Source organism: Arthrobacter sp. TJ-238 (genome assembly GCF_058269215.1).
Map to the genome: position 1 here is coordinate 103,716 of NZ_JBZCNH010000005.1, position 23,260 is coordinate 126,975.

Genomic DNA, 23,260 nt, shown 5'->3' on the forward strand with positions numbered 1-23,260 from the left:
CCCGCTCCCGCCCCGTACGGCAGCGCCACGCCGAATGCATCCCCGGCTAAGGCGCAGGTTTTACCTAAGATTCCGCAGTCACATGCGAATCGTTAGTCACTCAAGTCACATCTCAGTAGTCTTCTCGGGATTTCACTTAGCTGGCTGACGCCCGGATTCTGCTGGAGAAACCCGTGACACTGCCCTTCCCTGCGCGACTCGCCTGCGCCGCCCTACTGTCCTTCGGTCTCGTGGGCAGCGCGGTTCCCGCAATTGCCGACGACGTCCTGCCGACACCGTCGGCCACCGCCCCGGCCCCCTCCGCGACAGCCGCTCCGGCTGTCCCGTCCACTCCGCCTACCCCACCGCCTTCGCCGGCTTCCCCCACCTCCCCCGTGGCCCCCGTTCCGACGGACCCCGCAACGCTGCCGGCGGATCCCCCGGCGAGCGAACCCGCGCCGGTCGCCACGGCGCCCGCGCAGGACGAGGTCACATCCTTCGTCCCGGACCTGAACTGGAATCCACTCGCGGACCCCGACTCCAATGCCCGCTACGGCGAGCACTATGCTGAGCCTGCCGCCCCGCTGAAGGCCGCATCGCCCCTCAGCGTCGATGACGGTGCAGGCATGGCAGCCATGGCGCCACGATCCGGCACCTTCAAGGTCACCCTGGTTACCGTGCAACTGTCGGGGAAGACAGTTGCAGATACCAACGCGATCAACATGACGGCCGCGCGCAACTCGATCGCGAATGCGAACTCCTACTGGAACTCCACCACCGCCGGCCGGCTCTCGATGACGAAGGTCAACGAGATCCGCCACGTCTCCAAGGCGAAGATCACTGACTCCTACGGCACCATCATGGCGACCGTCACGAAGGAGCTGAACTGGCAGTACCGGGCCTACGAGTCCCTCGTCGTCTTCGTGCCGCATGCTGACCTCAACTACAACGGCTCCTGGGGCATCCTGGGTGGCGGCTTCACCGACGGCCCCGCCAGCGGGCGCGTCATCATGCCCTACCCCTCGGCACTGACGAACAACGTCGTGACGCACGAGTTCGGTCACGTCCTCGGGCTGCACCACGCCAACTCCCTGGCCTGCAGCAACGGGCGCACTGACGTGGCGCGCTCCGGGGCATCGTGGGCGGACCCTTCCTGCTGGTCCTCCGAATACGGCGACACGAGCGACCTCATGGGCTACGCCCAGGTCAGCTTGCCGTCGATCAACGCGTTCCTCTGGGAATACGGCGGCTTCGGACGCGGCGATGAGATCCGGAACCTCGGCAGTCTGACGTCGTCACAAACGCTCACCCTGCGGCCCTGGGCAGGCACGGCCTCACATCGTGCGGTGAAGTTCACGGACCCGGCCAGCGGCGAGACCTACTACCTCGAACTCCGGGCGCCCGTCGGAACCGACGCGGCGACTGCAGTAGGGGGCAACCGGGGTGTCAAGATCACGAAGAAGGACATCCTCGGCTGGAGCGGCAACGCCTCGATCGTCCTCACACCGAACAGCAGACTTTTCGGATACGCCAACAAAACGCTCACCTGGCAAGCAGGCCAGACCTTCACGACACCCAGCGGGATCAAGGTGCGTGTCGACTCGATGGACAACACAGGCGCCCACGTCACCATCTCAGCCCGGCAGTCTGCGTCGACCGCGGGCGGTGCGGCGATTGCTGCCGTGGCCGGCAGGACTCCCGCGCTCGGCACCGCAACCTCCGGAGTCGTGTGTGGTCTCGTCGGGGATGGCTGCTACCAGAAATACCAGCGCGGAGACATCCACTGGTCTCCCGCCACCGGAGCACAGCCCACCAAGGGCGGCATCCGCACCGCCTGGGGAACCACCGGCTACGAAAAGGGACGCCTCGGCTACCCCACCCGCGCCGAAGAATGCGGTCTCGCCAACGGCGGCTGCTACCAGAAATTCCAACGCGGGGACATCCACTGGTCCCCCGCCACCGGAGCACACCCCACCCACGGAGCCATCCGCACCGCCTGGGGAACCACCGGCTACGAAAAGGGCCGCCTCGGCTACCCCACCGGCGCCGAAGTCTGCGGTCTCGCCAACGGCGGCTGCTACCAGAACTACCAATACGGGGCCATCACCTGGACCCCCGCCACCGGAGCACACCCCACCAACGGAGCGATCCGCAAGGCCTGGGCCGCCACCGGCTACGAAAACGGACGCCTCGGCTACCCCACCCGCGCCGAAGAATGCGGTCTCGCCAACGGCGGCTGCTACCAGAGATACCAGTACGGAGACATCCACTGGTCCCCCGCCACCGGAGCACACCCCACCAACGGAGCCATCCGCACCGCCTGGGGAACCACCGGCTACGAAACCGGACGCCTCGGCTACCCCACCAGCCCCGAGACCTGCACCACCACAACACGCTGCACCCAAACCTACAAAGGCGGAACCATCACCTGGACCCCCGCCACCGGCACCAAAATCACCTACAACTAGCCAGCACCACAACAGCCCTGGGGACCTGGGGCGATCTGCATCAGCGGTTGAGTACTCGATGTGGACACCCTGACATTTGGAGAAAACCATGAAAATACCTCAAGCGCGTCGATTGGCGATCACCGTCGGTCTTCTTGCCGTGCTCATAGGCGGTCCACTGCCAGCAGCCCACGCCGTGACGCAGGACACACCGGTCGGTTCGTCAGAGGCGATACCGCCTACTGACTCGCCGCAATCCGACGAGGCAGGAACGACGCAGCTACTGGAGCCGACGCCTATCGGGACGGCTCAACCCCTGGAAACGGACGGCACTACGAGTGATGCTGCACCGAGCATCAGCGGCGGGACCGTTACACCGAACGCTCCGGAGGAGGGCAAGGCGCCGAGCGCTTCCGCAGGGCAGGACACCGCCCCCTTGTCCGCCGACATCATGGCCGCCAATCAGAGAGCGCTGGCCGCGGAGATCGGGCCCGACGGGGCGTCGCTGGGCCAGGGCATCGTTCGTATCTCCACGTCAGGAGACCCGCAGGTCGAATCGCCGACCGAAGACATGGCAAGGGACGGGTCCGCGGGCACAGCGGCAACCAACTACTGGAGGCCGTCGGGAGTTCTCGGCGTCGACGTGAGCAGCCACCAGCAAACCGTTGACTGGGTCGGCGCGAGGAACCAAGGGTCTCGCTTCGCGTATGTGAAGGCGACGGAAGCAACCAACTACACCAACCCCTACTTCTCCGCCCAGTACAGGGGATCGGAAGCGGCAGGCATGCTGCGCGGTGCCTACCACTTCGCCATCCCGAGCGTCTCCAGCGGCGCTCAGCAGGCAAACTACTTCCTGAGGAACGGGGGCGGTTGGTCTCCGGATGGGAAGACCCTCCCACCGCTGTTGGACGTCGAGTACAACCCCTATGCGAGCCTCGGAAATGCCTGCTACAACATGAGTGCTGCGCAGATGGTCAAGTGGATCAGGGACTTCTCCAACACGATGTACAGTGCGACGGGCCGTCTCCCGATGATCTACACCACGACGGACTGGTGGAATACCTGTACGGGATCCTCCGGGGCCTTCGCCAATCACCCCCTGCACATAGCGAACTACAACAACAGTAATGCCGGGAGGATGCCGGCCGGCTGGACCGGCTACGACCTGTGGCAATACACCAGCATCGGCCCTGTGGTCGGCGACTGGAATCAATGGCCGGCCAGCATGAGTGCGCTGCAGGATTTTGCACGAAACAATAACAACTCGCTTGCCTCTGCGGGCGGTGCGGCGATTGCTGCCGTGGCCGGCAGGACTCCCGCGCTCGGCACCGCAACCTCCGGAGTCGTGTGTGGTCTCGTCGGGGATGGCTGCTACCAGAAATACCAGCGCGGAGACATCCACTGGTCTCCCGCCACCGGAGCACAGCCCACCAAGGGCGGCATCCGCACCGCCTGGGGAACCACCGGCTACGAAAAGGGACGCCTCGGCTACCCCACCCGCGCCGAAGAATGCGGTCTCGCCAACGGCGGCTGCTACCAGAAATTCCAACGCGGGGACATCCACTGGTCCCCCGCCACCGGAGCACACCCCACCCACGGAGCCATCCGCACCGCCTGGGGAACCACCGGCTACGAAAAGGGCCGCCTCGGCTACCCCACCGGCGCCGAAGTCTGCGGTCTCGCCAACGGCGGCTGCTACCAGAACTACCAATACGGGGCCATCACCTGGACCCCCGCCACCGGAGCACACCCCACCAACGGAGCGATCCGCAAGGCCTGGGCCGCCACCGGCTACGAAAACGGACGCCTCGGCTACCCCACCCGCGCCGAAGAATGCGGTCTCGCCAACGGCGGCTGCTACCAGAGATACCAGTACGGAGACATCCACTGGTCCCCCGCCACCGGAGCACACCCCACCAACGGAGCCATCCGCACCGCCTGGGGAACCACCGGCTACGAAACCGGACGCCTCGGCTACCCCACCAGCCCCGAGACCTGCACCACCACAACACGCTGCACCCAAACCTACAAAGGCGGAACCATCACCTGGACCCCCGCCACCGGCACCAAAATCCGGTACATCTGACAACCGAGCATGACCCCGACGGATGCAGGGTCAGGCGGCGTCAGGGAACTGAGAATACACACTCGAGCAGGAGGCCGAGGGGGCGAGGGCAGCCCCTCGGCCTCCTGCGTCTCCCCTCTGGCTTTACGGGCGCGCGTCAGCTGCTCCGCACGCACTTCGTCTGGCTGTGCAGTGATAGCGGATCGGTCCCGGCGGGCTACTCCGAACCGCTTCTCATAGGGGCCGCGGAAGTACGTCCCGGCAAAGCCGTGATACCTGCGCGGAGCAAAACGGACGGCCGGATCGTGCTCGGTGAGACCTTGCCGGCCTGAGAGGACGTATTCGGGCCACCTTGCGATTCCTGTACACGCGTCACGAGACAGTCCGAGTCCGCTTTCGGGATCGCACTGATTCCACCGGTCACAACGAGAGGGCCCGATTCCGCGGAGCAGCTGCGACTTCCGCCTAAGCTCCTTCGACGGACCGGTCTCGGGAATCATCGCCGAGTGCGGTCCGCGAGAGATGCCCTGGGGCTTTACCTTCCCAAGGACGCTCTGCCTCGTCCAACGCGATCCGCCTCGAGAGCTTCGTCAGGACGCCTTCCATCTGACGGAAGCGCTGATGGGTGGTGGAGATGTAGACCAGGAACGAGACGATGAAGGCGTAGAGCATGAGATCCGTTCCGCGACCGACGCCAACGAAATTGGCCAGTCGCGTCAGGATTGCAGGGAAGAATATGGAGAGGACCGCGACCACCGCGAACAGTAGGACCATGATCCGACGAACAGCCATATGCTTCGCATTCAACCCTCCGCGTATGAGCACCACAGAGAAGGAGATGACGGCGAGGACGAGTACTATTTGCAGAAGAATTATCATCAAGTTACCTAAAAAGCAGATCCGCGAGAATATTCACAGAATTGAGGAGGGACTGCCCTTTTGCTTTCGAGTAGTCCGTGTAAATTATCTCGACCGGGTGCTCGGTCCATCGTGGCTTGAGAGCGACAATCACCTGAATCAGTTCAGAAGCGTGAGCCATGCGATTCTGGGTGAGATGCAGATGACCTACGACGTTCCGGTTGAAGGCGCGCAGCCCGTTGTGGGCGTCCGTCAGAGCCAGACCCGTACTCAGCCGGGTCTGTAGAGCCGCCGTTCGGAGTACCAGACGCTTGACCGGGCCGATCTTCGTGCGGCCATCGAGGAACCGCGAACCCAGCACAACGTCGGCTTCCCCGGACTCGAGCCTCCGAACCATGGCTATCGCATCCGCCACCCGATGTTGACCGTCCGCGTCGAATGTCACGACTGAGGACATCTCGGGGTCTTCCAAGGCGTATTCGAAGCCCGTCTGGAGCGCCGCTCCTTGCCCGAGGTTCACTGGATGCTGGACGACCACCGCCCCTGCGGCTCGTGCCGCCGCAGCGGAGCTGTCGGTACTGCCGTCGTCCACACAGACGATATACGGGAAGGCCTTGCGGAGGTCACTGATTACCGAGCCGATAACGGGAGCCTCGTTGAACAGGGGAATTACAATCCAAGTGCGACTCACCTGTCCAGTATCGCACGGAGCGCCGTCCACCCCCGTTCGGACACCTGCGACGGCGCCGCTCCCGCGTACGAGAGGGAGAAGCTCCGATTCAGATCGATCCTTCCGAACTCGCCTCGTCGGAGGCCGGTCGTCGATAGCTACCGGTTCCTCAATACGTGGACCAGGGCGACAGAACCCCTGACGAGGTCCGCCCGGGTGCGGGATTTCAGTTGCCAGACAGCTCGCGTCGCACCGGAGTCTCCTGCCATCACGACATCGGCCGCCAGCACCTCCGACATGAACAGGTCGTCCCCGAGGACGGACCGGGCGAACCTGCGTGAACGCAGGTTGTCGTGGAGTAGCCGCCCAACCACCCCCGGGATGCTGGGCGCCGCGGCAAGCCGCCGGCTCGACCGCTCGGCGATTCCCGCCTGCGCGGCAGGGAGCGTCCGTATTGCAGCGTCGACTTGACCATCATCCGCGACGAAGGCGACCAGGGACACGGTGATCCCTTCGATCGACCCGATCCGGGAGCGGAGATCCTGAAGTACTTCCGCGCCCCCCTCCTGCATCACCACGAGCACTTTCGCCTGTTTCCCGTCGGCCAGGCTGTCGGCACTGACGGTGGCGAGGCCGCTGGCGCGCCCTACCGACGTCGCGGGGGCGGATGCTGTGACGGGCTCTGGGCTCAACTGCTCGTCCATGCGGCCAGGCGACGAATGGTGTCGGGAGCCCCCGATGGATCGCGTCAGCTCCTCGATTACCGGAGCCATCATCGTCGAACGGAGGAAAGTCTGGCCGTAGTCCCACGCAGCAGCCCACCGTGCCTCATCCGGCTTGCTGAGCTCCTGGGCGCATTCGCGCAGGGCTGCGCTGATTGCGGACGCAGTCATCTCGCGGGCAGGGAACCACAGAGGGTAGGCGCGCAGCATGTCGGTGGTCGCATTGCTCAACTCGTGCACGGAGACGATCGGAAGGCCTGTCGCGAGGTACTCGGCCGTCTTACCCCCGGTGACATAGCGACCCGAGGGAAGCAACAGGATCAGGGCATCCAAGGTTCCGTAGAACCGGGAGACCTGACGTTTGGGCACAGGCCCGCCGTACTCCAATCCGTGCTGCCGGACCCCGTCCAGCCTGCGGAGCAGCTGCGGAGACACGCTGCCCGAAGAACTGAGCTTTCCGCGGATCTGTGCCGTCGCCGCCGGCGCGTCTCGGGTGCGGGTCACACCGAACGCGTCGACCCACCCATCGAGGAGCTCCTCGAACGGATTGTTCTCATGCTGGAGCGTTCCGAGGTACCCGAAAGAGGGCTTCGCCACCGGCTTGACCATAGGCCTCGAATGCCCCGGCTGGGGGTCGAATCCGTTGGGCACCACACGCATCTTCGAGGCAGCAACGGGGTAACGGCGGGCGTACTCGTCACGGATCTGATCGTTGACGAACCAGACCTGCGCAGCTTCCCGCAGGAAGGTCGATTCCAGCCTTCCCTTTCGGGACTCGGGCGAAAAGTTCTGGCGTCCGGTGAAGGTATGGAAAGCCCATGCATCCCTGTAGTCCATGACATAGGGAACCCCTGGCAGGGAACGCGCGACCGCGAAGGACACGTAGGGGCTCGCCGTACCGATGACCAGATCGACGGTGTGTTCCCGGTGGATCTCACGAGCAGCTGCTGATGCCGGCTTGAGCCACAGCCCGTGGAACGCTTCCGGGAAGGAGCGCGTGCTGCGCAGGGACAGGAGTCGCTCCCACACGTAAGGCGCTTCGACCCGCAGCCTCGGGAACGCACGCAGATTCCCCTTCGCACGCTCCTCGGAACCTCCGTCGGAGATCCGGACAACCCTGACCGCCGGGTCGACCGAGTCCAGGAGCTCGGTGTCGAGGCCGGAGATCTCCGACCAGGTCTCGCCGTCGATCGTGAGAACGGTGACGTCCCATCCGGCCTGCGCGAACGCATTCGGTACAGCCAGGGACCGATACACGGACGATGCCGTGCTGGGAGGGTAGGCGAAGGCCACATACAGAAGGTGCGGCTTGACCCGATCGTCAGACGTCATGCCGTCCTCTTCCCCGCCGGGTTCCCCGCAGCCAGGGCATACACAGCCCTCAGTCGTTCGGTCATGCCGGCGGGATCGTGGTGTCGGCGGATGTAGACCCGACCGCCCACCTTTTCCGACGTCGCCCGTGGATCAGCGAGGGCTTCGAGGACTGCCGTGCCGGCGTCCCGCCGTTCCACGACGATCGCTCCCATCTCGCCGCCGCTTTCGCCGCCGCGCGGATACCCGTCCACGGGATCCGGAAAGACCAGCGGAACGCCGATCGCCATCGCCTGCAGTTCACTCACCCCCAATGCGCCTCCCGTCTGCGCGACGGCGACGTGTCCCTGGGCCAGCGTCGCGAGGAACTCCTTTTGGCTCATCTTCGGCAGCAACCGGATGCCGAGACCCGCCGCTTCCGCGGCCCGGTCACCCCAGTCGATACCGACCAGCTCGGCTCGATCGCCGACTGCGTGCGCGACGCTGGCAGCCATCGCCAGCAGGTCGTCTCCGCCCTTCGATCTGTCCCAGCGCGACGGAAAGACCACCTGCGGACGCGAAGCAGGGGCCCAGTCGGGAATCACTCCCAGATCGAGGGCGACGGGCAGGTATTCTGCGTCCGGGCGCGCTTTCTCGGCCTTCTCCTTCAGATCCGGCGTGGTGTAGAAGACGTGCTGCGCGAGGTCGATGTCCTCGGCGATCTGCTCGTGGTGCTCTGCCTGCCAGTAGTTCTCCCTGATATCCGTACCGTGCAGGGTCAGGACATACGGCCGCGCGAAGCGCCCGCGGGCCCACCGCGCGCGCCCGCCCATATGGACGTGCCACAACTCCGTGCGTGAGTACCTCGCCGCGAGCTCCGCGAGGAAGCGATAGTACGCTCCCCTCGTCCCTCCCCGCGCCCAGGGGCCCTGGATCTGATGCCACGGCTGGTTCTGCCGTCGCCCTGCGGATACGAGCGCCGAGCCGACATCTGCGCAGTCGAAAAGATGCGTCACCCGGGTGTTTTCTGGCATGCACGCCATCCTCTCACGCAGTTCGAACCCTGCCGGCGCAGCGATTGGAGGGTGGGCAGAGGGTGCGCACGTAAGATGGTCCGGGTACTGATTACGGCAGTGCCCTCCCCCGCCGCTTCGGAGAACCGATGAAAGATCTTATTCGCGTCCTGCGCGAACTCATGCCCCTTCTGCCCGCTGATGCGCGCCGCTTCGTCATCGTGTTCGGCATCGCCCTGTCGCTGCTGTCGTTGCTCGAGGCAGCGGCGCTGGGGGTCTTCGCGGTGGTCATGACGCAGATCCTCGGCGGCGGAGACCTGCAGCTGCCCGTTGTCGGCACCATCTCCCAGGACGCCAGCCTCTGGGTCCTGGTTGCCTCCGCCGGACTCATGATCGTGAAATCCTTCGCGAGCATCTGGATGCAGTGGATCTCCACACGGAAGTTCGCCCGCTTCGAACTCGAAATCGGCACGCACCTGTTCAACAGTTACATCCGCTCGCCCTGGACCGAACGCATGAAGCGATCCACGGCGGAACTTGTACGTCTCATCGATGTGGGCATCGCCAACACGATCTCCGGGGTCCTGATCCCCGCCGTCACCATCCCCTCGCAGATCCTCTCCTTCCTGGCAGTGCTCGGCATCCTCGTCGTCACGCAGCCGCTGACCGCCGCGATCACCGTGGTCTACCTCGGCCTCATCGCCGTCGTGCTCTACCTGTGGCTGACGAAGAAGTCCTACGAAGCCGGGCGCGTCAACAGGGATGCCGCCATGCGCATGTCCACTCTCGTCTCGGAGATGATCTCGGCGTTGAAGGAGATCACCCTCCGCAACAAGGCCGACGAGGTCGGCGACGTCGTCTTCGTGAGTCGCTCGAGGGCGGCACATTCCCGCTCGAATATCCGGTTCCTGGCAGCAGTTCCGAAGTTCGTGGTCGAGATGGCGCTCATCGGCGGGTTCCTCCTCATCGGCACTGTCTCGTTCTTCATCGGCGGTCTGGAGAATGCTCTTGCCGCGGTCGCCATCTTCGGTATCGCGGGCTTCAGGATGGTTCCCTCCCTCACCTCGGTCCAGTCACAACTGGCCCTGACCCAGTCGACCCTGCCGTACACCAGCATCGTGATGGAGGACATCAAGCGGATGGATTCCTACAGCGATCACGACGAGACCATCGGTCACCGGGCGATCGGCGCCGACCCGCGCATCCTGACTCTCGAAGGCGTCGGGTTCACCTACCCGGGCGCATCGTCCCCGGCCGTGCGCGATGTCGACCTCGATGTTCCGCTCGGGTCCTCGCTCGGTATCGTCGGACAGTCCGGTGCAGGCAAGTCGACGCTCATCGACATCCTGCTGGGACTGCTGACGCCGTCCGCTGGGTCGATGCAACTCGATGGAGTGCCGCTGGGCGAAGTACTCGCGGACTGGAGGTCCCGCGTGGGGTACGTACCCCAGGACGTCGCTATCTTCGACGGCTCGATTGCGCAGAATGTCGCATTGACCTGGGGTGACGATTTCGACACCGAGAAGGTGCGCCAGGCACTTCGCAGGGCTCAACTCCTGGACACGGTCGAAGCCAGGGCCGGCGGCATCGACGGGAGAGTCGGGGAACGGGGCCTCGCACTGTCCGGGGGCCAGCGCCAGCGACTTGGGATAGCGCGCGCTCTCTACGTCGATCCGCTCATCCTGGTCCTCGACGAGGCGACCAGCGCCCTCGACACCGCCACGGAGGCGGCCGTTGCAGACGCCATCCGAGAACTGCATGGCGAGATCACAGTCATCTCGGTTGCCCACCGTCTCTCCACCATCCGGCACAGCGACCAGGTGTGTTTCATGAAGGACGGGTCGATCGTCAGTCGCGGAACGTTCGACGAAGTCGTCGCAGGCAACCCGGACTTCGCCCAGCAGGCCATGCTGGCCGGACTCAACCCGAGCGAGCACCGAGTCCGGAACACGTAACCGGAGCTTTCGGCGCGAGGCGGTTCACTCCTCGGCAGCAGCTGACCGGGCAACCGCCCGATAGCGGGACTCCAGCATCGGGATGTAGGAGCCCGCGTCGTACCGCGGGAGTGCCCAGGCCGAGCTGCCGAGTCGCTGCGCAACCGCCGGTGGATCGCCCAGAGCGTCCAGCACCTGCGTGACGACCTGATCGATCGAGCCCTCCATGACGGGCGGCACCGTACCGTCGTCGGGCCGGCCGAGGCGACGTCCCAGGGCTGCCATGGGGAGTCCCATGGAGAGTGCCTCGAACTCACTGGTGGCGAAGTTGTCCGTAGCCTGACCGATGGCGACATGCGCCCCCGCCATCACCCCATGAAACTGTGCCTGCGGCATCCGCTGGAGAAGGGTGACTCCTGCCCGGCGCGCGTCGTCGGCACCCGGACCCCAGTCCAGCCCGAGCAGGCGCGCCCGCGGGCCGATCGCGCGCGCCAGCGAAGCGGCGAGTTCCAGCTGACGCTCGACCCCTTTGTCGTCATCCCACCGCGACACGAACAGAACAGACGGCTCTTCATGGTCGGGAGCCCAGGCGGGCAGCGTGGCTGCGTCGATGAGGGCGGGAAGGAACTCCGCATCGGAGCGCGCGGCTCGTGCGTTGCCCGCCGTGTCATTGTTCGCGTAGAAGACGTGGGCAGCTTCGTCCACGGCGCGCTGTATCTCGTTGTGATATCTCGGGTCTTTCCACTGCCGACGGATGTCGGATCCGTGAAGAGTGAGCACGTAGGGTCGCTTCGGCACACCCGGGTCGGTCAGCAGCCGAGCAGAGGTTCCGTAGTGCACGTGCACTACCTGCGCCCGGGAGACGGCAAGCACCCGGCGAGCCCAGTACGGCAGGTAAGCCGCCTTCCGTCGCATCGGTCCGCCAGTAACGGGCCGCATGGGCCGGACCCGGGACGGTGGCAGGTAGTCCCACTCCAGCCCCGTCCGCGCCGCTGCGGCGACCATCGATCGGGCAACGAACGCGCAGTCGTTGAACTGGAGGACCTTCTCCGGGGTCATGCCCGGTCGTTGCGAGGCACGAGGGCTTCGATGGCGCGCGCCCACCCCTTGACCTGCTCCTCGGCCGAGAGCTTCCATGCAGCTGCGGCGGAGGCCTGCTTGTAACGGGCAACCTCTTCAGGCGTCAGGGCGTCGATGACCGATGCCAGCGCTGCTGCCGTGAAGTCGTCCGTGACCCTGCCCAGCCCGTCCTGGTGGACCAGAGCAGCCATCTCGGGCGAAGGGCCGATCACCACGCCGAGACGGGCCTGGACGAAATCGAAGAACTTGTTGGGAAGTGCCCAGGCGAAGTTGAAGTTGAGGGGCGGCAGGACGTAGAGGCCCACATCATAGGCGTTGAGGGTTTTCGCCAGGTCCGTGTACGGCACGGGGTCGTGCAGGGTGACGTTTCGCATGGCTGACACGCGGGCCATCAGTGATTCGAAGTAGGGGCCGTGATTCTGCGTCAGGTAGAGGTCGAGCGTCGCGTCTACGGTGAGCAGGTCCATGGCGTCCAGCATCACCTCCAACCTCCCTTGCTGGGCCGCCCCCGAGTGCACGAGGCGGATGGGCGATCCCACCGGACCGGGCTCGGCGTCGGAGTAGGGAGCCGCGTTGGTCACTACCGTGGGCGCCAGTCCGAACTCCCTCCGATACTCATCGGCGATGTGTCCGGCAACCGTGGAGACTGAATCGGCCTTCGTGGCGAAAGTCCGAACCATCCACCGCATGAAGGGCGCCACGAACATCTTCCACCGGGGAAGTTCCTCCTTCATCCGCGGGCAGTACTCATGCAGGTCGAGGTGCACGCCATGAGCCGGGCGCAGGGACAGGGCGAGGCCGGCGGTATCGATATCGTTCGCGAGGATCACATCGAACTCGCTGCCGCTGAGGCGTGGTCGGAGATAGGAGATGACCGGATTCCCCCAGTACGCTTTCCGGTACGCGCGCCCCATCACTGCGATCCGGTTGTACTTCCATTCCTTCAGCTCCGAGGGAATGCTGATGTGGTTCTTCACGCCGTCCGGCGCAGCACCGTAGCCACAGGTCACCACGTCATAGCGATCCTGGAACAATGCGATCTGCTTGAGGATCCTCGCATCTGATCGGAGTGGTGAGAAGGACATGATGAGCAGACGCGGGGCGGACATAGGCCTATTATGTCAGCCCCGGTGGGGCCCATCGGCCTGCCGGTCGGCATGTCCCGGTCGGCAGAGTCGGCCGGATAGAGTGTCTGCTAGTCCAATTCGCTGAGGAGTGTCCAGTTCATGAGTTCCCCCAGTCACCGTGCTGAGACTGATCCGGTGTCGATCGAAGCGGTCATCCCGCTTCACGACGCCGATCGCCCGATCCGACGTACGGTACGTTCACTGGTAAGTCAGCAGGGCCTTCTTGCGGCGTCAGGCGCAGACCTCAAAGTCTCGATCGTCTGCCACAACATCACTGCGGCGTCGGTGCGGTCCGCCCTCGGCAACGAACCGCTGGGTGCGAACGTCTCGCTGCTCGAGTTGAATGACGGCATCTACTCGCCGGCCGGGCCGAAGAACTACGCCCTGGGTCGGTCCGAGGCGGAGTACATCACGTTCGTCGACTCGGACGACTACCTGGAGCCAGGGTCGTTGGACGCCTGGTTGTCCGCTGCGCGGCGGACCGGGGCGGACGCGGTCCTGGCGCCCATCCGTACGACGAACGGTGCGATCCTGACCTCGCCCCGGATCCGCCCCTCCAAACCCCGGATCGTCCATCCGGTGCGCGACGGGCTGGCCACCCGCAGTCTTCCGCACGGCCTGTTGCGTAGGGCACAACTCGAGAGGATCGGGTTCCGGTATACGGAGGGCCTTCGAACTGGGGAGGACCTCGAGCCGACTCTCCGACTGTTCTTCACGGGTGGACGAATAACCTACCCCTATGGCAGCTCCGCCTACTGCCAGACCGATGATGCGGGCGACGGCCGGGTGACAGCGACTGTGTCGCCACTTCAGGAGGAATTCGCCTGGTTCGCCCCCCTGGCCGGGCAGGACTGGGTCCGGAAGGCTTCGCGTGTGGAGCGTAGCGCTATCGCGACGAAGCTCATGCGGGTGCACGGGATCGGTGCCCTTCGTCGTCGGGGTGAGATTGCCGCACGAGCGCTCGCCGGGGATGCGCAGGGCCTGCCTGCCGGCGGCTCCGTATGGGACTCCGGGGAGGCAGCCGCCTGGCGCGCGTTCTACGTGGGCGTCAAGAAGTTGTCCGGCGACGGATTAGGGTCACTGAGCGTCCGCGATGGACGCCTCGCTCGAGCCGCGCTCGCCACGGATGACGCAGCCGATCTGGCCCGTGCGACGCAGGCCTACGATTCCTCGCGTCGGCGGGATGTCATGATGACCCAGCATCCCCACGTGGCTCTGGGAAGGAACTCCGTCATCCGCCAGTACGTGAACGAACGGCGCCGGCGGGATGCCGGGGTCTTCGCTACCCCGGATGCACCTCAGTCATCGCACTGAGAACGCCGTCTGATCTCAACCTCACGCTGGTCGTCGCCCTCGTTACCGCAGCAGGGCCGCTGCAGGCATGAACCGGAGGGGTGACTCCGGGTTCAACGCCGCCTTCAGCGAATGTGGGAACAGAGTGTCGAGGCGCCCGAACCGGCGCCGCGCCGTCGCAAGCCGCTGCAGTTCCTCGCCACCGATCGAGGGATCCAGAATGGCCCGCACGAGTCTGTGGTCAGCGACGCTCAGCGGCGCGAGGGCGCCAGGGGCGTGCGCAAGGAGTGTCGAGAGAATGCGCGCCAGTTCCAACCGGTCGCTCTCGGACCAGCCGCCCGAATCGAAGCGGGTCTGGACCAGGCCGAAGACATGCACGCGCACCAGCTTCACGAGGATGGCCCGCTTCTCGGCATCGTTCCGGCCGAGGAACCAATCACCCTGTACCAACGCCGTGGCGAACTCGAGCTCCGCTTCGACGGGGCGGCGGGCGAAAGTGACCCGATCGGTCGCCGCAGCTCCCACAACGTAGTGTCCGGAACCGCGCGCATAGTCGATCCGGCCGCCACCGAACCACAGCCTGGACGTGAACTCCTGGTCATCGCCCGTGGGGAAGCCCGGGGTGAAGCGCAGTGCGAGTCTCGTGATCTCACTCCGGCGAATCAGTCCCAAGGGAGCTGTGCGGTATGACAACCGGTCCTTGATCGGGTGCAGGTCACGCGAGCGGTTCGGACGGAGCACCGGTGTCCTGATCATCCGCCCGTCCGCATGCCGTTCCGGCGCGATGACGGCATCCGACGAATATCGCTCGGCGACAGACAGCCAGCCTGACAGCGCTCCCGGCTCGACCGTGTCGTCGCTTCCCATGACGCCGACGTACCGGGCCGTCGCGTGGGCGATTCCGTGATTCAGCGGGCCTGCGGGGCTTGCGATCCCGTCGACCAGCTCGAGGAATCGCACGAGAGATCGATGATGTTGCGGAACTCGCGCCGCGATAGTCGCTGTCGGGATGTTGTGGCAGACCACCGTGATCCTCAGACCGGCGGGCCGCCCTGCGTCGAGCCCGCCTTCGACGAGCGATCGCACGGCGTCGCCGATCGGGCGTGAAGCGCTGTGCACGGCAACCACCATGTCGACCAACGGCTCCTGATCGGCAGACCCGAGGTCCATGTCCATGTCCATCAGGGCCGCCCTGCACGGCCAGCGCGACCCGCCGATGACGAGGCGGCCGCATAGGCTTCCGTGAACAGGGCGCCGACCACTCGGGCGTTGAATCGCTCCCGAATGGGACCCGCGATGTCCGCGGGAGTGCGCCGATCCAGCAGGGCAGCTGCTTCCATGATCGCCCGACCGAGGTTCTCGGCCGTCGGCCGCTCCACGAGGATGCTGTTCGTCGCGTCGCAGTAGTCGTCGTACCCGCCGGCGACGGCGGCGACCACGGGTCGCCCACACGACAGCGCCTCCGCAGCGGCGGTGAAGAAATTCTCCTGCTCCGAAGGCAGGAAGAAGATGTCCGCGTCTTCGATGCGCGCGAAGATCTCGTCGGGTGGCACGGCGCCCCGCAGGCGGACCCGGTCAGAGAGCCCGACTGTTGAGCAACGCTCCTGCACCTCGCCCTCGAGCGCTCCGGCGCCGACCCACTCGAGCGTCACATCCTCTCCGCGATCAGTCAGCCACCTGACGGCGTCCACGGCGAGCAGTGGCCGCTTCCGTGGTACGAGCCCGCCGACGGCGACGAGCCTCAAGGCGTCTCCCCGCGGCCAGGGCGCAATCGGACGGTTGTTGTCGACGACGCACGGCACCACCATGGACGAGGCGGGCCGGGCGAAATGCTGCAGCCGTTCCGACAACTGCGTCGTGACGCCAGTAACGACATGCGGGAACCGCAGGAGATGCCTGAGCCAGGCCAGGCGCTGCCACAGGGGACCCACGCTTGCGGGGTTGGTCACGCCGTTCCAGTGTTCGGTGTGGACCCAAGCGATACGTGCGGTGAGCCATACCGGAAGCACCATCAGAATCGTCGAGAAGGCCATGGAGTGCAGGACGTCCGCCTCCTTCATCTCTCGGCGGATGCAGGCGAACACCGAGAGGACGCTCCACGGGCGCCGGAGGTCGAGCGACACTCGCGAGACGCTCACGCCCTCGAACACCTCACGGGCGGCGGCCTCGGACGACCGAAGGCGCACGTGCACCACGCGGATGGGATGTTCCGATTGGATGGCCTTGACGTGCTCGTGGTTGAACGGGGCCTCCGTCGGTGCGTCGGAGGACGGATACCAGGTGGATACTGCGAGTACCTTCACGCGAGATCACCGTTCGTCAGCACACTGGACCTCCATGGTTCGACGGCGTCGGCACCGGTCGTCGTCCTGGCTGCGCGATCACCGGATAAGGTTATCGCACGCTTCCCGGCCGCGATCCCGACCCTGAATACGTCCTGCGACCCCGTATCAGCCGGAGCGGGACACTGCCTACCGCCCTCCGGGCAGTTCGTGGGCCCCCGACCCAACCGATAGGCTGCATCAATGCGTATTCTGAGCGTCGTCGGTGCCCGCCCCCAGTTCGTCAAACTCGCGCCCATCGCCCACGCGATGCAGGGCGGAGCCGATCACGTGATCGTCCACACAGGTCAGCACTACGACGCGATGATGTCCGATGTGTTCTTCCAGGATCTCGGGATCCCGGCCCCCGATTTCAATCTCGGTGTCGGTTCGGGCAAGCACGGACAGCAAACCGGGGCGATGCTCGGCGGGCTGGAAGAGATTTTCGAGAAGGTGCAGCCGGACTGCGTGCTCGTCTACGGCGACACGAATTCGACCCTCGCGGCAGCTCTGGCCGCGGTGAAGATCCACCTCCCCTTGGCGCACCTCGAGGCCGGCCTCCGCTCCTTCAACCGCCGGATGCCCGAAGAGCACAACCGGGTCCTCACGGATCACGCCTCCGACCTCCTGCTCGCGCCCACCGAGGTCGCCATGCGGCACCTGGCACACGAAGGACTCGCCGACCGCAGCGTCCTGGTCGGTGATGTGATGACCGATGTCCTTTTCAGTACCAGGGATGCAGTCCAGTCGCGGGATGAGTCACTGCCGGAGGGTGTGACAGCCGGAGGCTACTACATCAGCACCATCCACCGGCCCGACAACACCGATGATCCGGACCGGCTGAAACAGATCCTGGACTCCCTGGCATCGCTCGACAAGCCCGTGGTGCTCCTCGCGCACCCCCGCCTGGTCGACCTGGCGCGGCGGCACGGACTCGACCTGGAGATCGGCGCCATCCGGGTCGCGTCTCCCTTGGCCTACCCGCAATTGATCAACGCCGTGATGAACAGTGTCGGTGTGATCACGGACTCCGGGGGCCTTCAGAAGGAAGCGTTCCTCCTGCGCGTCCCGTGCACGACGATCAGGCCCGAGACGGAATGGGTCGAGACCGTGGAGCTGGGCTGGAATGTGCTGGTCTCGGACGATCTCGCCTCGCTCGCCTCCGTGGTGCAGCGTCCCGAACCCGGACCCACCACGGCGACGCCCTATGGCACGGGAGAAGCAGCAGCCGCCGTTGTCAGCGCTCTCCTGAAGCGGCGCTGACCACTTCGGCTGCTGCCCTTCGCCCGGCCAGCCGCAACGAGGCGTTCATCTCGACCCATGCCGAACGCGCGGATCGCTGTGTGTCGCGCTCCTCCAGGAAGCGCACCATAGCCGCGGCGATGGTGGTCGCCGAGTATCCGCAGGCCGCTCCGAGCTCGTTGTCGACGACCATGCGCGCGCCGTCTCCGACGCCTGCGTAGACGACAGGGGTTCCGCACGCAGCTGCGGCGTAGATCTTGGTCGGTTTCGCGAAGTCGTAGCCCTGATCCGGCACGATACTCACCAGTGAGGCGGCCGCGCCGCGAAGCCACCGCGCAGCCTCGTCCGGAGGGACGACACCGTTGAAGAGGACCCGGTCGGGTGCGACCTCCCGGGCCTTCGCACGCAAGGCGGCCTCAGCTGAGCCCTGGCCGAAGAAGTGGAGCCGCGTGTCAGGAAACCGCTGCAGCACGAGCGCCATCGCATCGATGAAGACATCGGCTCCCTGCCACTCCGACATGGTTCCCGTGTACACGAAGTAGCGGTAGCCGGGGGCAGCCGTCGGTCCCTGGACCGAGAAGGTGTCGGTGTCGACGCCGTTGCCGACGACAACCACACGGGTAGGGTCGACGCCGAACTGGCGGGTCTGGTCGGCCACGCCGTCGGAGATCGCGATCACTTTGCGCGCCCTCCGCAGGACGACCCCTTCGATGAGACCCATCAGCTTGACCACGGGGGCGGGCGCGTCCGTAGCGGCCAGCGCGTCGGTCCAGATGTCCGCCGCGTAGTAGACATAGCCTCGGCGCCGCAGCAGGGACGACACGGCGACCATGACTCCCGTCGTCGGGGGCGGTTCGGACACCACGACATCAGCACGGGTTGCAAGAAGCCGGAAGAACAGCGGGACATCGAAGCTGAGGTACTGGACGTAGCCACGGACGTTCCCGCTGTTGTCGCGCAGCACCGGCCAGCGCTTGACCGCAGGGGTCGCGGGAGCACGAGGCCCTGGTGGCCGGGTGGTGAGTACTGATACGTCGGCACCCGCCTCCGTCAGCCCCCGCGCGAGTGCTTCGAGTCGGAAGGCCGCGGCTCCGACCTCCGGAGGATAGAGTCTGGTTGCTATGGCGACTGTCAGCGCCACGCAGGCAGTCCGATCGTCGAGTTGGTGTTGGCCGCCTCGATCATCGCCTCCGCAACGCGCAGCGTGTCCAGGCCCTCCCGCATCGTCACGGTGTTGTCGGCGACACCGAGAACAGCATCACGGAACGCTTCGAGCTCGGAGCGCAACGGCTCCCGCTTCGTGAGCGCCAGACGGGTGATGTTCCCCTCCGAGACGCCCCTGAAGTTGGAGACCGCCTCCCACTCCGTGGTGAAGGTGCCGTTCTCGTAGAACGTCAGATCCGCGGTGAGGGTGTCGGCCACGAAGGAGCCCTTCTCTCCCGTCACCACCGTGAGCCGTTCCTTCATAGGCGACAGCCAGTTCACGAGGTGGCTCGTGATGACTCCGTTCTCCAGCTGGCCGGAGGCGGTGACCATGTCCTCGTGCGGCCGGCCGGACCGGGTGCTGGTACGGGCTGACACGGAAGTGAATGGCGACTGCGCGAGCCACGCGGTCAGGTCGATGTCGTGGGTACCCAGATCCTTGACCACTCCGACGTCGGCGATGCGGGCAGGGAAAGGGCCCTGCCGCCGAGTGGCGATCTGGTAGACGTCTCCGAGGTCACCGGACTCGATCCGGCTGCGCAGCGACTGCAGAGCGGGGTTGAAGCGCTCGATATGCCCGACGGCACCGACGAGACCGGCCTTCTCGAAGGCCTCGACGAGTCGCCGACCCGATTCCACAGTGTCCGCGATCGGCTTCTCCACGAGCGTGTGGACGCCGGCCGCAGCGAGTGCCAGGCCGACCGTCTCGTGAAGTCCCGTAGGGACCGCACACACCGCCATGTCGATGCCCTGCTCGATGAGCTCGTCCACGGATCCGCACAGCGGCAGCGTACCTGCAGCACCGTGCGGGTCCCCGTAGGCATCCGCCAGGGCGACCAGTTCGAGTCCATCCACCTCGCGGATGACCCGGGCATGGTGTCTCCCCATCATTCCCAGCCCGATGAGACCGACCCTCAAATCCGCCATGCTCTATGCACCTGCTTTCGCCAGTGCATTGACCGCTGTGACGATTCTGTCCAGGTCCTCCGCGTCCAGGGAGGGGTGGACCGGCAGGGAAAGGACCTCTCTGGCTGCGGTCTCCGTGTTGGGAAGGTCCTCCGTGCGGGCGAAGGAGGGCAACCGGTGGTTCGGGATCGGGTAGTACACGCCTGATCCGATGTTGTACTCGTTCTTCAGCGCAGCGGCGAAGGCGTCACGGTCGCCATCCACCCGCACCGTGTACTGGTGATACACGTGGACCGCGTCGTCCGCGACCTTCGGCGTCGCGACGCCCTCGATGTTCTCCGTGAGGAAAGCCGCGTTGGACTGTCGCTGTGCCGTCCAGCCGTCGACCTTGGTCAGTTGGACCCTTCCGATGGCCGCGTGCAGGTTGGTCATACGGGCATTGAAACCCACGATCTCGTTCTCGTACTGGCGCTCCATGCCCTGGTTGCGCAGCAGTCGAAGTCGCCGTTCAATCTCTGGCTTGCCGGTGGACACCATTCCACCCTCCCCCGAGGTCATGTTCTTGGTGGGGTAGAGGGAGAACATGGCGAAGTCGCCGAACGTGCCGACTCGGCGCCCGGCGAGCGACGCCCCATGAGCCTGGGCGGCGTCTTCGAAGAGCGAAATACCGTTCTGGTCGGCGAGGGCGCCGAGCGCCACGACATCTGCGGGATGACCGTACAGGTGGACCGGCATGATGCCCTTGGTCTTCTCGGTGATCAGGCCGGCCACGTGCTCGACGTCGAGCGCGTAGTGATCGAGTTCGATGTCGGCGAAGACCGGCGTGGCTCCCGTGAGAGCCACCGAGTTGGCTGTCGCAGCGAAGGTGAAGGAGGGGACGATGACCTCGTCGCCGGGACCGATGCCCGCGGCCAGGAGCCCCAGATGGAGGCCTGCCGTGCCCGAATTCACCGCGACGGCGCTACGGCCGTCTAGGAGAACCTGGGAGAACTCCTCCTCGAACGCGGCGACTTCGGCGCCCTGGGCGAGCATGCCCGACAGGAGGACCGCGTCGACGGCCTTCCGCTCGTCATCGCCGACGATCGGCTTTGCTGCTGGAATGAATCCCTTGCTCATGCTTCTACCTCTACTGGTGTCAGTGATCCGTTTGATTCCTCGTACCGGTCTCCGGTCTGCGGGCAGACCCACACGCCATCTTCTGCGCGCAATGGCTGGCCGGAACGGCCGACCCAGCCGATCCGCTTCGCCGGTACACCCGCAACGAGGGCGTACGGCGGGACGTCCTTGGTGACGACGGCCCCCGCAGCGACCGTGGCCCAGGCGCCGATGGTCACGGGAGCCACACATACCGCTCGTGCGCCGATCGCCGCGCCTCGTTCGACGGTGACTCCCACCGGTACCCAGTCGTGAGCACTCTTGAGGTCTCCCTCGGGTGTGATGGAGCGGGGATAGGTGTCATTCGTCAGGACCACGGCCGGGCCGATGAAGACGCCCTCCCCCAGCACGGCGGGCTCGTACACCAGGGCGTAGTTCTGGATCTTCGAGTTCGCCCCGACCTCAACGCCGGTACCCACATAGGCACCACGGCCCACGATGCAGTTTTCGCCGAGTCGTACGTTCTCGCGCACCTGGGCAAGGTGCCAGACCTTCGACCCCTCCCCCACGGTTGCATCGGGCGAGACATCGGCAGTGTCAGCTATATAGCTCACGATGTTTCCCTTCCTGGTAGTTGATGCTCGCAAGCACCGGTCCGCAGCTCCTCGGGCCTGCTACGGGCGCTCCTGCTCTAGGCCTTGCCGATCACGCGGTAGGTGACACTGTCCCACCTGTCGGCGCTGCTCACGCGGCGTCCATCGATGAACGCCTTGATGCCGGGTAGGTCTGCCGGCGACAGCTCCGTGTACTCGGCATGGTTCGCCTGCACGACGGCGGCATCAGCAGGTTCTCCGAGGTGGTAGGGCGTGAATCCCAGCTTTGCGAGTTCCTCGTCCGAGTACAGCGGGTCATGCACCAGCGGAAGCGCGCCGCGGGACTCGAGGGATTCGACGGCCGCGAAGACACCGGAGAAAGCCGTCTCCTTGACACCTCCTCGATAGGCGGCACCGAGCACGACCACCCGAGCCTGGTCGAGTGGTCCGTAGGCGCCCTCGAGGAGGCCGATGGTGTAGTCCGGCATACCCGCGTTGGCTTCCCTAGCTGCCCGGACGACGGTGGCCGACGGGTCGTTCCAGAGGTACAGGCGAGGATAAACCGGAATGCAGTGCCCCCCGACGGCGATGCCCGGCTGATGGATATGGCTGTAGGGCTGTGAATTGGACGCCTCGATCACCTGGTAGATGTCGATCCCGACGGTGGAGGCGTAGCGCGCGAACTGGTTCGCCAATCCGATGTTGACATCGCGATAGGTGGTTTCGGCCAGCTTGGCCAGTTCCGATGCCTCGGCGGACCCCAGGTCCCAGACTCCGTTGCCACGCGTGAGGTCAGGACGATCGTCGAAGTCGAGGACGGCCTCGTAGAATTCGACGGCAGCTCGCGCCCCGGCCGGAGAAAGCCCTCCTACGAGCTTCGGGTATTTGCGCAGGTCCTCGAAGACACGGCCGGTCAGGACTCGTTCGGGGGAGAAGACGAGATGGAAGTCCTTCCCCTCGACCAGGCCGCTGCCGGACTCCAGTGCAGGCTTCCATCGGTCGCGGGTCGTACCGACCGGAAGCGTCGTCTCGTAGGACACGAGGGTGTTGGGTGTGAGGTGCCGGGCGAGTTCCGCCGTCGCCGCGTCCATCCAACCGAAATCAGGTCTTGCCTCGGCGTCCACGAACAGTGGTACGACCAGGACGACCGCGTCCGCGTCGGGGACGGCCTCGGCGTAGTCCGTGGTCGCTCGCAGCTTTCCCGCCGGCACGAGTTCGGACAGCATCGCCTGAAGGTGCGCCTCACCCGGGAAGGGCTCGATGCCCTCATTCACGGCAGCCACCGTGGCCCTGTTGACATCCACCCCGATCACGTCGTGACCCTTGGAGGCGAATTGCACCGCCAGCGGGAGTCCGATCTTACCCAGGGCAATGACAGCAATCTTCACGTAAGGCCTTTCATGTTTGCGTCCAGCGGTTCCC

18 protein-coding genes are annotated in these 23,260 nt (G+C 65.5%); 5 read left to right on the top strand and 13 right to left on the bottom strand.

Annotated elements, in window-relative coordinates:
• The first annotated feature begins 173 nt into the window (after positions 1–173).
• Positions 174–2,447, top strand: coding sequence for a hypothetical protein (locus AC4D2O_RS12075; protein ID WP_490907603.1), 2,274 nt, complete (start codon positions 174–176; stop codon positions 2,445–2,447).
• Between the two features lie 415 nt (positions 2,448–2,862).
• Entirely contained in the window at positions 2,863–4,512 is a 1,650-nt protein-coding gene (locus AC4D2O_RS12080; protein WP_490907604.1) for a GH25 family lysozyme, read from the top strand.
• 444 nt (positions 4,513–4,956) lie between these two features.
• Here the strand turns inward: AC4D2O_RS12080 and AC4D2O_RS12085 are convergent, their stop codons facing one another.
• The 4 genes from AC4D2O_RS12085 to AC4D2O_RS12100 form a co-directional block, all read right to left on the bottom strand.
• Positions 4,957–5,370 carry a DUF2304 domain-containing protein gene (locus AC4D2O_RS12085; protein ID WP_490907605.1) on the bottom strand — a complete coding sequence of 138 codons (414 nt, stop codon included), beginning with the start codon at positions 5,368–5,370 and terminating at the stop codon, positions 4,957–4,959.
• Positions 5,371–5,374: 4 nt separating this feature from the next.
• Positions 5,375–6,040 carry a glycosyltransferase family 2 protein gene (locus AC4D2O_RS12090; RefSeq protein WP_490907606.1) on the bottom strand — a complete coding sequence of 222 codons (666 nt, stop codon included), beginning with the start codon at positions 6,038–6,040 and terminating at the stop codon, positions 5,375–5,377.
• A gap of 137 nt (positions 6,041–6,177) precedes the next feature.
• Positions 6,178–8,073 carry a glycosyltransferase gene (locus AC4D2O_RS12095; RefSeq protein ID WP_490907607.1) on the bottom strand — a complete coding sequence of 632 codons (1,896 nt, stop codon included), beginning with the start codon at positions 8,071–8,073 and terminating at the stop codon, positions 6,178–6,180.
• Positions 8,070–9,065: a glycosyltransferase family protein gene (locus AC4D2O_RS12100; RefSeq protein WP_490907608.1), complete on the bottom strand. Its 996-nt coding sequence runs from the start codon at positions 9,063–9,065 to the stop codon at positions 8,070–8,072. Before AC4D2O_RS12100 ends, AC4D2O_RS12095 begins: the two co-directional genes overlap by 4 nt.
• A gap of 128 nt (positions 9,066–9,193) precedes the next feature.
• On the opposite strand from AC4D2O_RS12100, the gene AC4D2O_RS12105 reads away from it, so the two are divergent.
• Positions 9,194–10,999 carry an ABC transporter ATP-binding protein gene (locus tag AC4D2O_RS12105; protein ID WP_490907609.1) on the top strand — a complete coding sequence of 602 codons (1,806 nt, stop codon included), beginning with the start codon at positions 9,194–9,196 and terminating at the stop codon, positions 10,997–10,999.
• Positions 11,000–11,023: 24 nt separating this feature from the next.
• Here the strand turns inward: AC4D2O_RS12105 and AC4D2O_RS12110 are convergent, their stop codons facing one another.
• Together AC4D2O_RS12110 and AC4D2O_RS12115 are read right to left on the bottom strand one after the other, a co-directional pair.
• The gene (locus AC4D2O_RS12110; RefSeq protein ID WP_490907610.1) at positions 11,024–12,037 is read right to left on the bottom strand and encodes a glycosyltransferase family protein; all 1,014 of its coding nucleotides are present in this window, start codon (positions 12,035–12,037) and stop codon (positions 11,024–11,026) included.
• Complete coding sequence (locus AC4D2O_RS12115; RefSeq protein WP_490907611.1) at positions 12,034–13,167, bottom strand: glycosyltransferase family protein; 1,134 nt, start codon at positions 13,165–13,167, stop codon at positions 12,034–12,036. Before AC4D2O_RS12115 ends, AC4D2O_RS12110 begins: the two co-directional genes overlap by 4 nt.
• Positions 13,168–13,320: 153 nt before the next feature.
• Here AC4D2O_RS12115 and AC4D2O_RS12120 point away from each other — a divergent pair, with 153 nt between their 5' ends.
• Positions 13,321–14,499 carry a glycosyltransferase family A protein gene (locus AC4D2O_RS12120; protein ID WP_490907612.1) on the top strand — a complete coding sequence of 393 codons (1,179 nt, stop codon included), beginning with the start codon at positions 13,321–13,323 and terminating at the stop codon, positions 14,497–14,499.
• A gap of 42 nt (positions 14,500–14,541) precedes the next feature.
• Here the strand turns inward: AC4D2O_RS12120 and AC4D2O_RS12125 are convergent, their stop codons facing one another.
• Positions 14,542–15,654 (bottom strand): glycosyltransferase, encoded by a 1,113-nt coding sequence (locus AC4D2O_RS12125; RefSeq protein ID WP_490907613.1) that lies wholly within the window; start codon positions 15,652–15,654, stop codon positions 14,542–14,544.
• Between the two features lie 5 nt (positions 15,655–15,659).
• Positions 15,660–16,781 (bottom strand): glycosyltransferase family 4 protein, encoded by a 1,122-nt coding sequence (locus AC4D2O_RS12130; protein ID WP_490907614.1) that lies wholly within the window; start codon positions 16,779–16,781, stop codon positions 15,660–15,662.
• A gap of 222 nt (positions 16,782–17,003) precedes the next feature.
• On the opposite strand from AC4D2O_RS12130, the gene wecB reads away from it, so the two are divergent.
• Positions 17,004–18,062 (top strand): non-hydrolyzing UDP-N-acetylglucosamine 2-epimerase, encoded by a 1,059-nt coding sequence (gene wecB, locus AC4D2O_RS12135; protein ID WP_490907615.1) that lies wholly within the window; start codon positions 17,004–17,006, stop codon positions 18,060–18,062.
• Here wecB and AC4D2O_RS12140 read toward each other — a convergent pair.
• The 5 genes from AC4D2O_RS12140 to AC4D2O_RS12160 all read right to left on the bottom strand — a co-directional run bounded on the left by AC4D2O_RS12140 (position 18,037) and on the right by AC4D2O_RS12160 (position 23,226).
• Positions 18,037–19,182, bottom strand: coding sequence for a glycosyltransferase family 4 protein (locus AC4D2O_RS12140; protein ID WP_490907616.1), 1,146 nt, complete (start codon positions 19,180–19,182; stop codon positions 18,037–18,039). The genes wecB and AC4D2O_RS12140 overlap by 26 nt on opposite strands.
• Positions 19,173–20,171, bottom strand: a complete 999-nt coding sequence (locus tag AC4D2O_RS12145; RefSeq protein ID WP_490907617.1) for a Gfo/Idh/MocA family oxidoreductase — start codon at positions 20,169–20,171, stop codon at positions 19,173–19,175. The genes AC4D2O_RS12140 and AC4D2O_RS12145 overlap by 10 nt, the downstream gene beginning before the upstream one ends.
• 3 nt (positions 20,172–20,174) lie before the next feature.
• On the bottom strand, positions 20,175–21,266 hold the full coding sequence (locus AC4D2O_RS12150) for a DegT/DnrJ/EryC1/StrS family aminotransferase (RefSeq protein WP_490907618.1): 1,092 nt from the start codon (positions 21,264–21,266) through the stop codon (positions 20,175–20,177).
• Entirely contained in the window at positions 21,263–21,859 is a 597-nt protein-coding gene (locus AC4D2O_RS12155; RefSeq protein ID WP_490907619.1) for an acyltransferase, read from the bottom strand. The genes AC4D2O_RS12150 and AC4D2O_RS12155 overlap by 4 nt, the downstream gene beginning before the upstream one ends.
• A gap of 77 nt (positions 21,860–21,936) precedes the next feature.
• Positions 21,937–23,226 carry a nucleotide sugar dehydrogenase gene (locus tag AC4D2O_RS12160; protein WP_490907620.1) on the bottom strand — a complete coding sequence of 430 codons (1,290 nt, stop codon included), beginning with the start codon at positions 23,224–23,226 and terminating at the stop codon, positions 21,937–21,939.
• Positions 23,227–23,260: the final 34 nt, after the last annotated feature.

What these genes read in the sequence shown, in the direction of transcription:
- AC4D2O_RS12085 (WP_490907605.1), bottom strand. Translation starts at nt 5,370, where the DNA reads ATGATAATTCTTCTGCAAATAGTACTCGTCCTCGCCGTCATCTCCTTC.
- AC4D2O_RS12095 (WP_490907607.1), bottom strand. Translation starts at nt 8,073, where the DNA reads ATGACGTCTGACGATCGGGTCAAGCCGCACCTTCTGTATGTGGCCTTC.
- AC4D2O_RS12100 (WP_490907608.1), bottom strand. Translation starts at nt 9,065, where the DNA reads ATGCCAGAAAACACCCGGGTGACGCATCTTTTCGACTGCGCAGATGTC.
- AC4D2O_RS12105 (WP_490907609.1), top strand. Translation starts at nt 9,194, where the DNA reads ATGAAAGATCTTATTCGCGTCCTGCGCGAACTCATGCCCCTTCTGCCC.
- AC4D2O_RS12110 (WP_490907610.1), bottom strand. Translation starts at nt 12,037, where the DNA reads ATGACCCCGGAGAAGGTCCTCCAGTTCAACGACTGCGCGTTCGTTGCC.
- AC4D2O_RS12115 (WP_490907611.1), bottom strand. Translation starts at nt 13,167, where the DNA reads ATGTCCGCCCCGCGTCTGCTCATCATGTCCTTCTCACCACTCCGATCA.
- AC4D2O_RS12125 (WP_490907613.1), bottom strand. Translation starts at nt 15,654, where the DNA reads ATGGACATGGACCTCGGGTCTGCCGATCAGGAGCCGTTGGTCGACATG.
- wecB (WP_490907615.1), top strand. Translation starts at nt 17,004, where the DNA reads ATGCGTATTCTGAGCGTCGTCGGTGCCCGCCCCCAGTTCGTCAAACTC.
- AC4D2O_RS12145 (WP_490907617.1), bottom strand. Translation starts at nt 20,171, where the DNA reads ATGGCGGATTTGAGGGTCGGTCTCATCGGGCTGGGAATGATGGGGAGA.
- AC4D2O_RS12150 (WP_490907618.1), bottom strand. Translation starts at nt 21,266, where the DNA reads ATGAGCAAGGGATTCATTCCAGCAGCAAAGCCGATCGTCGGCGATGAC.